The 12,969-nt window shown below is 64.1% G+C and carries 13 protein-coding genes; 3 read left to right on the top strand and 10 right to left on the bottom strand.

What is annotated here, in order from left to right:
• Positions 1–57: 57 nt before the first annotated feature.
• From ASC75_RS17775 to coxB, 6 genes are all read right to left on the bottom strand, one after another.
• On the bottom strand, positions 58–942 hold the full coding sequence (locus ASC75_RS17775) for a cytochrome c oxidase subunit 3 (RefSeq protein ID WP_055978308.1): 885 nt from the start codon (positions 940–942) through the stop codon (positions 58–60).
• A 1-nt stretch (position 943) separates the two neighbouring features.
• Positions 944–1,576: a cytochrome c oxidase assembly protein gene (locus ASC75_RS17770; RefSeq protein WP_055978451.1), complete on the bottom strand. Its 633-nt coding sequence runs from the start codon at positions 1,574–1,576 to the stop codon at positions 944–946.
• 8 nt (positions 1,577–1,584) lie between these two features.
• Positions 1,585–1,743, bottom strand: coding sequence for a hypothetical protein (locus ASC75_RS26485; RefSeq protein WP_055978450.1), 159 nt, complete (start codon positions 1,741–1,743; stop codon positions 1,585–1,587).
• Positions 1,743–2,684 (bottom strand): heme o synthase, encoded by a 942-nt coding sequence (locus ASC75_RS17760; protein WP_055978307.1) that lies wholly within the window; start codon positions 2,682–2,684, stop codon positions 1,743–1,745. Before ASC75_RS17760 ends, ASC75_RS26485 begins: the two co-directional genes overlap by 1 nt.
• Before the next feature lie 75 nt (positions 2,685–2,759).
• On the bottom strand, positions 2,760–4,409 hold the full coding sequence (gene ctaD, locus ASC75_RS17755; RefSeq protein ID WP_055978306.1) for a cytochrome c oxidase subunit I: 1,650 nt from the start codon (positions 4,407–4,409) through the stop codon (positions 2,760–2,762).
• A 36-nt stretch (positions 4,410–4,445) separates the two neighbouring features.
• Positions 4,446–5,312, bottom strand: coding sequence for a cytochrome c oxidase subunit II (coxB, locus tag ASC75_RS17750; RefSeq protein WP_055978305.1), 867 nt, complete (start codon positions 5,310–5,312; stop codon positions 4,446–4,448).
• Positions 5,313–5,693: 381 nt separating this feature from the next.
• Here coxB and ASC75_RS17745 point away from each other — a divergent pair, with 381 nt between their 5' ends.
• Positions 5,694–6,206, top strand: coding sequence for an invasion associated locus B family protein (locus ASC75_RS17745; RefSeq protein ID WP_055978304.1), 513 nt, complete (start codon positions 5,694–5,696; stop codon positions 6,204–6,206).
• A gap of 33 nt (positions 6,207–6,239) precedes the next feature.
• Here the strand turns inward: ASC75_RS17745 and ASC75_RS17740 are convergent, their stop codons facing one another.
• Both ASC75_RS17740 and ASC75_RS17735 read right to left on the bottom strand, forming a co-directional pair.
• Positions 6,240–6,482 (bottom strand): hypothetical protein, encoded by a 243-nt coding sequence (locus tag ASC75_RS17740; RefSeq protein WP_156381306.1) that lies wholly within the window; start codon positions 6,480–6,482, stop codon positions 6,240–6,242.
• A gap of 89 nt (positions 6,483–6,571) precedes the next feature.
• Positions 6,572–8,083 (bottom strand): S8 family serine peptidase, encoded by a 1,512-nt coding sequence (locus ASC75_RS17735; protein WP_055978302.1) that lies wholly within the window; start codon positions 8,081–8,083, stop codon positions 6,572–6,574.
• Positions 8,084–8,282: 199 nt separating this feature from the next.
• Between ASC75_RS17735 and tldD the strand changes: the two genes are divergently transcribed.
• Together tldD and ASC75_RS17725 are read left to right on the top strand one after the other, a co-directional pair.
• Positions 8,283–9,692: a metalloprotease TldD gene (gene tldD / locus ASC75_RS17730; RefSeq protein ID WP_055978301.1), complete on the top strand. Its 1,410-nt coding sequence runs from the start codon at positions 8,283–8,285 to the stop codon at positions 9,690–9,692.
• An 81-nt stretch (positions 9,693–9,773) separates the two neighbouring features.
• Positions 9,774–10,814, top strand: coding sequence for a DUF4274 domain-containing protein (locus ASC75_RS17725; protein WP_055978300.1), 1,041 nt, complete (start codon positions 9,774–9,776; stop codon positions 10,812–10,814).
• A 19-nt stretch (positions 10,815–10,833) separates the two neighbouring features.
• Here ASC75_RS17725 and ASC75_RS17720 read toward each other — a convergent pair whose 3' ends face one another.
• Together ASC75_RS17720 and ASC75_RS17715 are read right to left on the bottom strand one after the other, a co-directional pair.
• A complete protein-coding gene (locus ASC75_RS17720) occupies positions 10,834–12,075 on the bottom strand; it encodes a class I SAM-dependent RNA methyltransferase (protein WP_055978299.1) in 1,242 nt (413 codons plus the stop codon).
• A complete protein-coding gene (locus ASC75_RS17715) occupies positions 12,072–12,806 on the bottom strand; it encodes a TlyA family RNA methyltransferase (RefSeq protein WP_055978449.1) in 735 nt (244 codons plus the stop codon). The genes ASC75_RS17720 and ASC75_RS17715 overlap by 4 nt, the downstream gene beginning before the upstream one ends.
• Between the last annotated feature and the right edge of the window lie 163 nt (positions 12,807–12,969).

Raw genomic sequence — 12,969 nt, 5'->3', positions numbered from 1 at the left:
CCCAAAAAGAGAAGGCGGCCGCGTTGCCGCGACCGCCTTGCTCGAAACGTCCCGGACTTAGTGGACAGCGATGGTGCCGCCGACCGAACCCCAGATGTAGATCGCGGTGAACAGGAACAGCCACACCACGTCGACGAAGTGCCAGTACCAGGCGGCCGCCTCGAAGCCGAAATGCTGCTTCGACGTGAAGCCGCCGGCCATCGCACGGAACAGGCACACCAGCAGGAAGATCGTGCCGATGATGACGTGGAAGCCGTGGAAGCCCGTCGCCATGAAGAAGGTCGCGCCGTAGATCGAATCCTTGAACGCGAACGGAGCGTGGATGTACTCGTAGGCCTGAACGAACGAGAACAGGACACCAAGCCCGACGGTGAGCGCGAGGCCGTTGACGAGGCCCTTGCGGTCATCGTGCAGCAAAGCGTGATGCGCCCAGGTCACCGCCGTACCCGACAGCAGCAGGATGATGGTGTTGTAGAGGGGCAGATGGAAAGGATCGAGGATCTCGATGCCCTTGGGCGGCCACACGCCGCCGGTGAACTCCGTGCGCATGACCTGCGTGGCCTCGCCCGGGAACAGGCTGGCATCGAAGAAGGCCCAGAACCAGGCGACGAAGAACATCACCTCGGAGGCGATGAACATGATCATGCCGTAGCGCAGGTGCAGCGACACGACGCGCGTGTGATGCCCTTCGTTGCCTTCCTTGATGGTATCCGACCACCAGCCGAACATCGTGTAGAGCACGACCAGCAGGCCGATCGCGAAGATCCAGTAATTGGCGTTCGCGACGTTGTAGCCGAAGATCGGGAACTCGGCGCCCTTCAAGTGCTGCATCCAGGCGACGCCGCCGAACGCCATGATGAGGGCGCCCAGCGAGCCGAGGAACGGCCACGGGCTTGGATCGATGATGTGGTAATCGTGATGTTTGGCGTGTGCGTCTGCCATATCAGCCCCCCGCTTTTCCGTCGAAATTGATAGTTTTGGTTTCGCCGTCGGCCTTGGGCGCGGCAGCTACGGGCTTTTCCCCCTCAATCGGGAAAAAGGTATAAGACAAGGTGATCGTCTTGATGTCCTTGAGTTCAGGGACATTGACGATTTCCGGATCGACGAAGAAGACGACCGGCATGTCGAGCGTCTCGCCCGGCTTCAGCGTGGTGTCGGTGAAGCAGAAGCATTCGACCTTGTTGAAGTAGGCGCCGGCGAGATCGGGCGTGACGTTGAACGTCGCGCGGCCCTGCGTCGGCGTGTCGAAGATGTTCTTGGCCACGTACTGGATCTGCGTCGTCTCGCCGATCTTGATCTGGACGTCGCGCGCCACCGGCTTGAAATCCCAGGGCAGCCCGCCGGACGTATTGGCGTCGAAGCGGACGGTGATCGTGCGATCCAGGATCTTGTCAGAATACTGCTCGACGCGCTGCGTCGTGCCGCCATAGCCGGTGATCTGGCAGAACATGGCGTAGAGCGGAACCGCCGCATAGGCCATGCCGACCATGCCGCCCACAAAGGCGATGCACATGCCGGCAACCATGCGGTTGGAGCGCTGCTTCTTGGCGTCGGCGGCCTGCGTTTCGTTGGGCATGCTGTCACTCATAGCGGCCGGTCCAGGATGGCCGGGCCGAACTTCGCGATGGTGGCGAGATAGAAGATGATGACGAGTGCCGCCAGCGCCAGACCGATGGCGATATTGCGGCTGCGGCGTGCCTTCTTCTGCTTGTCGGTGAGCGTCACCAGGTGATCGTCAGACATCATGCACCTCCAAGCGCGAAGACACGCTCGACAACGCTGTCGGCCAGATAGGCCGCAAAGATCACGAACAGGTAAAGCAGCGAATAGCCGAACAGCGCCTTGGCCGGCTTCATCACCCGGTCGCTGTCGGGCATGCGCAGCACCTTCCAGGCATACCAGACGAAGCCGATGCCGAGGGCGAGCGAAACGACGCCGTAGCCGATGGTGGTGTAGCCGAGCAGCCATGGCGCCACGCCGACAGGCGCGAGCAGAAGCGAATAGGCGAAGATCTGGCGGCGGGTCGAAGCCTCGCCGGCGACGTTGGGCATCATCGGGATGCCGGCACGCTCATAGTCCTGCGACTTGAACAGGGCCAGCGCCCAGAAGTGCGGCGGCGTCCACAAGAAGGTGATGAGGAAGAGCACGACGCTCTCGAAGCTCACCGAGCCCGTCACGGCAGCCCAGCCGATCATCGGCGGCAGCGCACCGGCCGCGCCACCGATGACGATGTTCTGAGGCGTCCAGCGCTTGAGCCACATCGTGTAGACGACGGCGTAGAAGAAGATGGTGAAGGCGAGCAGTGCTGCCGACAGCCAGTTGACGAGGACGCCCAGCGTCATCACCGACAGGACCGACAGCACCAGGCCGAAGGTCAGCGCCTCGTGCGGCGTCACTTTGCCGGCCGGGACCGGCCGGTTGACGGTGCGCGTCATGACGGCGTCGATATCCGCGTCGTACCACATGTTGAGCGCACCCGAGGCGCCGGCGCCGATGGCGATCGCGAGGATCGCCACCACCGCCAGGAACGGGTTGATGGTGACGGGCGCGGCAACCATGCCGACAAATGCCGTGAAGACGACCAGCGACATGACGCGTGGCTTCAGCAGGGCGAAGAAATCGCCTGCAGTCGCCTCCGACATGCGGATGGTCTGGTCTTCAAACCGGTTGTGGACAAGGGCCATGCGTACTTACGTCCAGTCGTTCCGTTTGGCCGAAACCGCCGGCCTTGCCGGCGGCTTCGTAGGTCAGTCAGTGCCTTACTTGATCTTCGGCAGCTGTTCCCACTGGTGGAAGGGCGGTGGCGAAGGCAGCTGCCATTCGAGGGTGGTCGCACCCTCGCCCCACGGGCTGGCACCGGCGACGCGCTTCTTGGAGAAGGCTTCGAAGACGCCGAACAGGAAGATCAGCACGCCGACGGCGGAGATGTAGGAGCCGTAGGACGAAACCGCATTCCAGCCGGCATACGCATCGGGATAGTCGATGTAGCGGCGCGGCATGCCTGCGAGACCGAGGAAGTGCTGCGGGAAGAACACCAGGTTCACGCCAATGAACGTCACCCAGAAGTGCGTGTTGGCGATGGCCGACGAGTACATGTAGCCTGTCATCTTCGGGAACCAGTAGTACCAGGCCGCGAAGATCGCGAACACGGCACCCAGCGACAGCACGTAGTGGAAGTGCGCGACGACGTAGTAGGTGTCGTGGAGCGAACGGTCCAGGCCGGCGTTGGCCAGCTGCACGCCTGTGACGCCACCGACGGTGAACAGGAAGATGAAGCCGATCGCCCACAGCATCGGCGTCTTCATCGAGATGGAACCGCCCCACATGGTGGCGATCCACGAGAAGATCTTCACGCCCGTCGGCACCGCGATGACCATCGTCGCGAAGACGAAGTAGCGCTGCGTGTCGAGCGAGATGCCGGTGGTGTACATGTGGTGAGCCCACACGACGAAGCCGACGGCACCGATGGCGACCATGGCATAGGCCATGCCGAGGTAACCGAAGATCGGCTTGCGCGAGAAGGTCGAGACGATGTGGCTGACGATGCCGAAGCCCGGCAGGATCAGGATGTACACCTCGGGGTGACCGAAGAACCAGAACAGGTGCTGGAACAGGATCGGGTCGCCGCCGCCTTCGGGTGCGAAGAAGGCCGTGCCGAAATTGCGGTCGGTCAAGAGCATGGTGATGCCACCAGCCAGAACCGGCAGCGACAGCAGCAGCAGGAAGGCGGTGATCAGCACCGACCAGGCAAACAGCGGCATCTTGTGCAGCGTCATGCCCGGAGCGCGCATGTTGAAGATCGTGGTGATGAAGTTGATCGCACCAAGGATCGACGAGGCGCCGGCAATGTGCAGCGACAGGATCGCGAGATCCATCGCAGGCCCGGGCTGGCCCGAGGTCGAGAGCGGCGGATAGATCGTCCAGCCGCCACCCACGCCGTGGGCACCCGGCGCGCTCGGCATGAAGGCCGAGATGACGAGCAGGATGAAGGCCGGCGGAAGCAGCCAGAACGAGATGTTGTTCATGCGCGGGAACGCCATGTCAGGCGCGCCGATCATGATCGGGACCATCCAGTTGGCGAAGCCACCGATCAGCGCCGGCATGACCATGAAGAAGATCATGACCAGGCCATGGGCCGTGGTGAAGGCGTTGAACATGCTCTTGCCGGCATCGATCGCAGCGTCGCCTTCGACGCCGTAGACCATCGAGGCCAGGCCGTGGAAAATCTGGATACCCGGCTCAGCCAGTTCCCAGCGCATCATGACGGACAGGAAGCCGCCGACGCAGCCTGCCATGATCGCGAAGATCAGGTAGAGCGTTCCGATATCTTTGTGGTTGGTCGAGTACACCCACCGGACCCAGCCCTTCGGCTTGTGGTCGTGATGGTCGTGAGCTGCAGCGCCTGCCATGTTCCGCTCCGTTCCCTGATCCTATTTCGCCGCGGCTCAGTTGCCGGCGGCCGCGACCTTGGCCGCACCGTCCGTCTCAGCCATCAGCGCCTTGTTGGCACCCGGCAGGTCGGTCCTCGCGGCAGCCAGCCACGTCGTATACTGTGCGTCGCTGACGACGCGGATTGCGATCGGCATGTAGGCGTGGTCCTTGCCGCAAAGCTCGGAGCACTGGCCGTAATACAGGCCTTCCTTGTCAGCCTTGAACCAGGTCTCGTTGATGCGACCCGGGACGGCGTCGACCTTGATGCCGAAGGCCGGCATGGCGAAGGCGTGAATCACGTCCGATGCGGTGACCAGCACGCGAACGACCTGACCAATTGGAACGACAACTTCGTTGTCGACGGCGAGAAGGCGCGGATAGGCACCCTTGTCTTCCTTGCCGGCAGCCGCGCGGTCACCCTCGGCGAGCATCGCCGCGTTGAACGAAAGCGGCTCTTCCGTCTGGTATTCGTAATCCCAGTTCCACTGGTTGCCCGTCGCCTTGATCGTCAGCTTCGGCTCCTCGACGGGCGAATACTGCGCGGTCAGAAGCTGGAAGGACGGGATGGCCAGGAACAGCAGGATGACAACCGGACCGACGGTCCAGACGACCTCGATCAGCGTGTTGTGGCTGGTGCGCGACGGCACTGGATTGGCGCTCGCCCGGAACCTGATGATGCAATAGGCCAGCAGGATCAGGACGAAGAGCGTGATCGGAACGATGAACCACAGCGTGTAGCGCTCGAACCAGGTGATCTGCTCCATGATGCCGGTCGCGGCCGGCTGGAATGTGGTCTGCCACTCTACCGGCTGCGCCGCATAGGCCACGGCGCTGGCAAAGGAAGCAGTCGCCGCGACGGCGCTAGCAAGGATTTTTCTCATCACCCTCTGTATCTCCCATTTCCATGCGGTCTTGGCCGCAAGGACATCGTGCCGCTCCGGGACGGGAATCCCAGAGACGTTCGGAGGTTCAAACCATACTCTCTTTGTAACCGCAAGGAAGCAGAGGCGGAACTCATGCGGCATTTTTGCGCGCAGGCGGCAAGGCTGGCGCTTGGGCCCGTTTGGCGCTAGTTGATGGACGCATCAGGGTGGGCCAGCCGCCCGCAGGGTGCTGGCACGCGCTCAAAAGTCGTCGCAATTCGAGCAAAATTGAACTCGAATGTCTGGAAAACCTATGATTGCGGGATGGCGAAGGCGCCCTCTTGTTATTTACTAGCTGCCGGCACGACCTAAATTGTCGTGATTCGCAATGGAGCCGTCATGAAGTCTGGGCTTTTGAAAACCTTGGCCAAGGTGTTGGTTGCCGCTGTCTGCCTGGCCCCCATGCAGGCCGGCGCGCAGCAGAGCGGCACGGTCAAGTCCACCCATGGCGCGTGGTCGATCATCTGCGACACGCCTGCGGGCGCCACCAACGAACAATGCGTGATGATGCAGAACGTCATCGCCGAGGACCGCCCCGAGATGGGGCTTTCGGTGGTCATCCTGCGCACCGCCGACAACAAGGCCGAGATCCTGCGCGTGCTCGCGCCGCTCGGCGTGCTCCTGCCCAACGGCCTTGGCCTCAATGTCGACCAGAAGGACATCGGCCGCGCCTATTTCGTGCGCTGCTTCCAGGACGGCTGCTATGCGGAAGTGATCCTCGACAAGCCGCTGCTCGACACGCTGAAGACCGGCAAGGCCGCCACCTTCATCGTCTTCCAGACGCCCGAGGAAGGCATCGGCATTCCGGTCGACCTCAACGGCTTTGGCGAAGGCTTCGCCGCGCTGCCCTGATGCGGAGCGGCACGGCGCTGCCGCGCCAGCGCCTCAACGTGGCTTGAACGGCGAGATCGGCTCCATCAGCTGGGCCTCGGGCATTGTTTCGACTTCGAGGCCATGCTGGCTGGCATAGCTGCGCAAAGCCTCGGTCGCCGCAGGTTCGGACACCTCGACATCGATCATCGACCGCGAGCGCGACGTCACCGAGATGCCGGGCAGGCTGTCGATCTCGCTTGCCACCTGGGCTGCGTCCTTCGCAGCCTTGCCAATGATCAGAACCAGCTTTTCCACGCGCGAGCACTCCAGCGTCACGATCGGCCTCGGATCGTCGCCCGAGGATATAGGGCGCCGCTTCGCAAGCGCAACCGGGCGGGCAGCCGTCAGATGATCATGCCGCCGCCCTCGCGGACTGCGCCAAACCCATGCTTGCGAAGGCTGGCGAAGGCCAGTTGCCTCATGGCCTGGTGGCGAGCCCTGTTGCCCGGCATCGCAAGGATGGCGGGGTTGGCCGACAACATCCGCGCAATCGCACCCGTCATTGCCGGACATGCCATCGACGTACCGCTCATCGGCGCATATCGGTCGCCCGGCACGGTGGAAACCACGCCTGCCCCCGGCCCGATCAGGTCTATCCTCGTCGGCGCATGCCCCTCGTTGGAAAAGCTGGCGAAGAAATCGTCGCGATCGGGGTCTCCGCGGTCGCTCGACAACGTCCAGCGGTCATATGCATTGGCGGGCATGCCGGGCTCCCAGCCAAGCGCCGAAACGGCAATGGCATCCCGGTGCCGTGCCGGAAACGCCACGAAGCGCCGGAAGTCGTTGCCGGCCGCGGCAACGACGAGAACGCCCTGCTCCGCCGCATTCTCGATTGCCAGCGACAGCACGCGATCGTCCTGGCTCGGATTGGCGTCCCGCTCGAACTTCAGGCTGAGGTTGATGACATGGCATCCGTCCGCAACGGCCTGCTCGATCGCCCGGTGGATCTCGAAATTCCTGGCGATACCTGTGTCCGGGTCATCGAACACCCGGTAGCTGCGAATGCGCGCGCCCGGCGCAACGCCGCCGTACCCGTTCGCGCCATTGCCGGCGATGATGCCTGCGACATGCGTGCCGTGGCCGATCGACGAATCTTCGTCGCCATCCACGTTGGGCAGGTCCACATGTCGATCGACACCGCTGTCCACGACCCCGACTACCACGCCTTTGCCGCTGCCTGCAGGTCCGGGCGGAAGAAAATGCCGGAGGCTGTCGGCTGCGCTCGTCAGATCGATTGGATCCAGCACGATGACGCTGCCCGACGGCAGGTCCGCCTTTCGCCGAAAATGTCCCCAATGTCCGGCAAAGCCAGGCTCGACGGCAAGCATCGCGTCCATCACCGCCGGTGCCCTCAGGCCGAATCTCACGATGCCGGCGCTGTCCGAAACGGCCGTCAGCTGCTGGCCGCCGTTCTTCAGCCCCAATGTCGCAACCGCATTGCTGACGGGATTGCCGTTACCGGCCGACTGGAGAGCGATGCTGAAGAACTCGGCCCCGGACGGACCGAGGCTTCCGGTCAGGCGAAGACGACCGACACGAACATCCGCCACGGCCATCGTGTAGTTCACCACGGGATGGAAGGTTCCACCCACGGCGGCCGGCGCCGGTCCCACGATCGATGTCCTGACCAGCGTGACGCCGCTTTGCGGAACGACTTCCAGAACCTCCAAGCCACGTGTCGTCAGTTCATCGGCCACGGGCATGGGCCTGACGGTTACCGGCAGTGCGAAACCTATGCCTCCGGCCGGAGCCGCCAGAAAATCCAGTTCCGTATCAATGGCCACCACCTTCTCCAGCGCGACCACCACATCCTCGCCGCTGGAGCGCTGATCGGGAATAAAGACGTACTCTTCCATTTGCTCCCCCATTTGGCGCGATCTGATTGAGCGCAGCGGCCAGAATACTCTTACTGATTGTATTTCTCAATTTATACATCTCTAGCTTGTAGGTCTGGATACGAGGCATGGCGTCCCTCGCCACTCCGCATCAGGCTAACGATTGCGATGACGGCCAAGCCGCCCTACATCAGGTTCAAACCTCTCCGGGATCCCTGCCATGAACCTCGTCAGCCAGTTCGACATCACCGAAGACCGCGTGCGCAAGCTCGTCGCCGATACGATCGAGGGCGCCGACGATGGCGAGCTGTTCCTCGAATACCGCGAGGGCGAGGCGCTGATGTTCGACAATGGCCGGCTGAAGACGGCCAGCTTCAACACCGACCAGGGTTTTGGCCTGCGCGCGGTCGCCGGCGAGGCCACCGGCTATGCCCATTCCAGCGAGCTGTCCGAAGCGGCCCTGCTGCGTGCCTCCGACGCCGTCTCCGCGGTCAAGGGCGGCTATTCCGGCACGCTCGCCGCCGCCCCTGCACGCACCAACCGCCATCTCTACGGCGAGGAAAACCCGATCTCCTCCCCCTCGTTCGAGGCCAAGGCCAAGCTCTTGCAGGAAATTGACGCCTGGCTGCGCGACAAGGATCCGCGCGTCCGCCAGGTCACGGCGTCGCTTGCCTCGTCGTGGCAGCATGTCGAGATCCTGCGCGGCGACGGCCAGGTGGTACGTGATATCCGTCCGCTGGTGCGCATGAACGTTGCCGTGGTCGTCGGCGACGGCGACCGCCAGGAAAGCGGTTCTTATGGTGCTGGCGGACGCAAGAGCTTCGACGAGTTCCTGACCGAGGACAGCTGGCAGACCGCCGCCTCGGAAGCCCTGCGCCAGGCGCTGGTCAATCTCGAGGCGATCCCCGCCCCTGCCGGCACCTTCGACATCGTGCTGTCGTCCGGCTGGCCCGGCGTCATGCTGCACGAGGCCGTCGGCCACGGTCTCGAAGGCGACTTCAACCGCAAGAAGACCTCGGCCTTCGCCGGCCTGATGGGCCAGCAGGTCGCTGCCAAGGGCGTGACCGTCGTCGACGACGGCACCATCGCTGAGCGCCGCGGCTCGATCACCGTCGACGACGAGGGCACGCCGAGCGGCCGCAACGTGCTGATCGAGGACGGCAAGCTGGTCGGCTACATGCAGGACCGCCAGAACGCCCGCCTGATGGGCATGAAGGCGACCGGCAACGGCCGCCGCGAATCCTACGCGCACCAGCCGATGCCGCGCATGACCAACACTTACATGACCTCGGGCGACATGACCCCGGAAGAGATCATCGCCTCGGTCAAGAACGGCATCTACGCCGTCTCCTTCGGCGGCGGCCAGGTCGACATCACCTCGGGCAAGTTCGTGTTCGGCTGCACCGAGGCCTACATGATCGAGGACGGCAAGGTGACCCAGCCGATCAAGGGCGCGATGCTGATCGGCAACGGCCCGGACGCGATGCACCGCGTCACCATGGTCGGCAACGACATGAAGCTCGACACCGGCATCGGCATGTGCGGCAAGGCCGGACAGGGCGTGCCGGTCGGCGTCGGCCAGCCGCATCTCAGGATGAACCAGATGACGGTCGGCGGCACGCGCGTCTAGTCAGGCGCCTTGCCAGGCTAAACGAGTATTCAATGATTGAATGATAGCAACGGCGGCATCACAGCCGCCGGAGCTTGCCGAATGCTTGACAGCTTGCCGATCGAATTCTGGTATGCTGTCGTTGCTGTTAGCACGGCGATGTTGGTTCACCGGGCATATCGCCGGCGCAAGACCAATACCTCGCTGGCAGCGCTTCCCGAAGCCTTTCGGCGCGGCGCCACCATGCTCGCAGGATCGCCGCAGGCAGCAGACGCAGCGGCACGCGCGGACTTCCTCATCCCTTGGGCGATCCAGCAGGTGCGTGGCAATGACGAGCCGGTCGATCCGACTGCCCTGACGAGCCGGGAACTGCGCCTCGCGGAACTGGTTCATGCAGCGGTCATTCTGGACGAACCGGCCTTCAAGGCGGCCTGCGGCCAGGTGTCGGCAATCGAAAGAAAGATTCTCGAATCGGTGCGCGGAATGGCGGCCCAGGAGCCACGCGTGACGCTGGAGCAATTCAAGGGCGACAGGCTGCAGGAAAGAGTTCGAAAGGCGCTGGCGCCGCGGCCGCCCTTGCCCACGGCATCGGCGGCAGCACCGGCGGCGGCGGAACGCGGCGAGGCCCCTCCCCGCCGTTTCAAGCAGGTGTCGGAATTGCTGGACTGGCTGCCGGACAACAGCGACCCCGATCTCTGGCATCTGCTGGTTGCCAACCTGAACTACGACTACGAAGACACGCTCAAGGTCGTGCATTGGATCGTCAGCCAGCCCGACTGCGATCGGGCGACGGCGGCGCTGGCCCTCTTCCTGATCAATGCCGATGCCTATATCGGTTACGAGACCCTCGAAGCCTGCGACGGCTGGGATCGCCACTACTGGTCGATAGCACGGACGATCTGCGAACGATCGGAAGCAGGCCTCTATCCCCGGTCGCGCTTCAACCTGACCTGTGTGAACGTCGACAACGACCAGACCGGCACGTTGGACATGTTGCTGCGCTGCGCGAGAGATCTGGTCGAGCGCGGCAAGACTGTGCCATGGCCGATGCCGGTCAGGCTCCTGTCGCAACCGTTCGAAGGGCGCGATGCCATATCGGCGACCTATCTGGTCAACGACGACACGCTTTACTACCGGGCCTAGGCGTTCGCATCGAGCGGGCTCAGCGCCGCTTCTTCGGCTTCTCCAGCAGCGCCACCGCCTCGACGTGGTGCGACCAGAGGAACTGGTCGATCGGCGTCACGCTCTTCAATGCGTAACCGCCGTCGATGAGGATGCGGAGGTCCCGCGCCAGCGTCGCCGGGTTGCATGACACCGCTGCCACATAAGGCACGTCGGAGCGGGCGATCTGCTTGCACTGGTCCTCGGCGCCGGCGCGCGGCGGGTCGAAGGCGACGCCGTCGAAGGCGTTGAGTTCCTTGAAGGTCAGCGGCCGGCGATCGAGGTCGCGGCGCTCGACGGTCACGCGCTTCAGGCCCGACGCGAAGCGGAAACCACGATCCAGAGCCGCCAATGCCGGCGCGTCGCCCTCGACGGCGTGAACCTCCGAATTTGCCGCCAGCCGCAGCGAAAAGGTGCCGCTGCCGGAGTACAGGTCGGCGACCTTCTTGGCCTTGCGCAGATGGCCGGCAACGAGCGAGGCCATCGCCTGCTCGGCTTCGCCGACAGCCTGGACGAAACCGCCGGTCGGCGGCGTCACCGTGGCTGTGCCGAAGGTCAGCATCGGCTTGACCGGCTCGACGATGATCTCGCCGTCGATGGAAAGCCTGGCGATCTTCGACTTGATGACGAAATCGGTAGCGGCGCGGCGGATCGCCTCGGTCGGCTTGCCGCAATCGCTGGCGGCCACGTCGAAGCCGGATTCGGTCGCGGTGACCAGGAACCTGAAGGGTTTCGACGTGTTGGAGATGATGCCGGCGAGGTGGCGCAGGGTGCCCGCCGCCTCGACGATGGCCGGCAGCAGCACCGGGCACTCCTCGATATCGACGAGGGTGTGGGAAAACGCCTTGTTGTAGCCGAGATGCATCCCGGTCTCGGTGTTGCGGGCGGTAAAGGCGGCGCGCCTGCGGCTGTGCGGCGGACAGGCGACGAGCTCGCCGACCGCAGTTTCGATGCCCCTCGCCTTCAGCGCATGCGCCACCAGCCCGCGCTTCCAGTCGCGATAGGCCCGGTCCTCGAGATGCTGGATGGCGCAGCCGCCGCATTCGGTGAAATGGCGGCAGGCGGGCTCGATCCGCTGCGGCGAGGCCTCGATCACGGCGAGCAATTGCGCGCGATCCTTTTCACGCGCGGCGGTCACCGTCTCGCCAGGCAGCGCGAAGGGAATGAAGATGTGGCCGCCATGGGTATCGACAACGCCGTCGCCATGCGCGCCCAGCCGCGCAATCTCGAACCGTGCAGTCATCGATCTTTCACTCCAGCGAGCAGGTATTCACGATTGCCGTCGGCGCCTTCGAGCGGCGACGGGCAGATGCCGAGCGCCCGCCAGCCCGGAATGGCGTCGAGCCACATGCGCAATTCGTCGGCAATGCGCGGGCCGTCGTCGGTATTCCTCAGCAGGCCGCCCTTGCCGATCGCATCGCGCCCGGCCTCGAACTGCGGCTTGACCAGAAAAACACCCCTTGCGCCCGGCGCTGCCAGGTCGAGCGCGTTGGGCAGCGCCAGACGCAGCGAAATGAAGCTCACGTCAGAGACGAGAAAGTCCGGCTGCCTTCCGCCGAGGTCGTCAGCGGCCAGGTGACGCGCATTGAGGCCTTCGAGGCAGGTGACGCGCGGGTCCCACCTCAGCTTCTCGTCCATCTGGCCGTGTCCGACGTCGATTGCCACGACATGGGCCGCACCGCGCTCCAGCAGCACCTGCGTGAAGCCACCCGTCGAGGCGCCGATGTCCAGTGCCGTGCTATCAGCCGGATCGAAGCCGAAATGATCGAGCCCGGCGATCAGCTTCAGCGCGGCGCGGGAAACATAGGCCTGCGCCGGATCGTCGACCTCGATGGCAACACCCGCGGCAACCGTTTGTCCGGGCTTCTTCGCCGGCTGGCCGTCGACCGTCACGGCGCCACGCGCCACCGCGTCGCGGGCGCGCGAGCGGCTGGCAAAAAAACCGCGGCTGACGAGCAATTCGTCGAGCCGCAGGCTGGCTCCGGAGCGCTGCGCGTCCGATTGGACGCGCACTGGTGCTCCAACTTCCTGAACCTGCGCATCGTGCTTTCCGGAAATCGATTCCGATTTCCGGGCCGATGCGCGGCCTTGCCTCGAGGTTTCCATGGCTTTAAATGGCGAATGCGCGCCCCGAAGG

Origin of the sequence: Aminobacter sp. DSM 101952 (assembly GCF_001424795.1) — a bacterium.
GTDB lineage: Bacteria > Pseudomonadota > Alphaproteobacteria > Rhizobiales > Rhizobiaceae > Aminobacter > Aminobacter aganoensis.
Note: the sequence above shows the minus strand (reverse complement) of the source record. Positions and strands in the feature narration are given on the sequence as shown.

Excerpts from the sequence above, each read along its gene's own strand:
- ASC75_RS17775 (WP_055978308.1), bottom strand. The coding sequence starts at position 942 with ATGGCAGACGCACACGCCAAACATCACGATTACCACATCATCGATCCA.
- ASC75_RS26485 (WP_055978450.1), bottom strand. The coding sequence starts at position 1,743 with ATGTCTGACGATCACCTGGTGACGCTCACCGACAAGCAGAAGAAGGCA.
- ASC75_RS17745 (WP_055978304.1), top strand. The coding sequence starts at position 5,694 with ATGAAGTCTGGGCTTTTGAAAACCTTGGCCAAGGTGTTGGTTGCCGCT.
- ASC75_RS17735 (WP_055978302.1), bottom strand. The coding sequence starts at position 8,083 with ATGGAAGAGTACGTCTTTATTCCCGATCAGCGCTCCAGCGGCGAGGAT.
- ctaD (WP_055978306.1), bottom strand. The coding sequence starts at position 4,409 with ATGGCAGGCGCTGCAGCTCACGACCATCACGACCACAAGCCGAAGGGC.
- ASC75_RS17760 (WP_055978307.1), bottom strand. The coding sequence starts at position 2,684 with ATGGCCCTTGTCCACAACCGGTTTGAAGACCAGACCATCCGCATGTCG.
- tldD (WP_055978301.1), top strand. The coding sequence starts at position 8,283 with ATGAACCTCGTCAGCCAGTTCGACATCACCGAAGACCGCGTGCGCAAG.
- ASC75_RS17720 (WP_055978299.1), bottom strand. The coding sequence starts at position 12,075 with ATGACTGCACGGTTCGAGATTGCGCGGCTGGGCGCGCATGGCGACGGC.
- ASC75_RS17725 (WP_055978300.1), top strand. The coding sequence starts at position 9,774 with ATGCTTGACAGCTTGCCGATCGAATTCTGGTATGCTGTCGTTGCTGTT.
- ASC75_RS17770 (WP_055978451.1), bottom strand. The coding sequence starts at position 1,576 with ATGCCCAACGAAACGCAGGCCGCCGACGCCAAGAAGCAGCGCTCCAAC.
- coxB (WP_055978305.1), bottom strand. The coding sequence starts at position 5,312 with ATGAGAAAAATCCTTGCTAGCGCCGTCGCGGCGACTGCTTCCTTTGCC.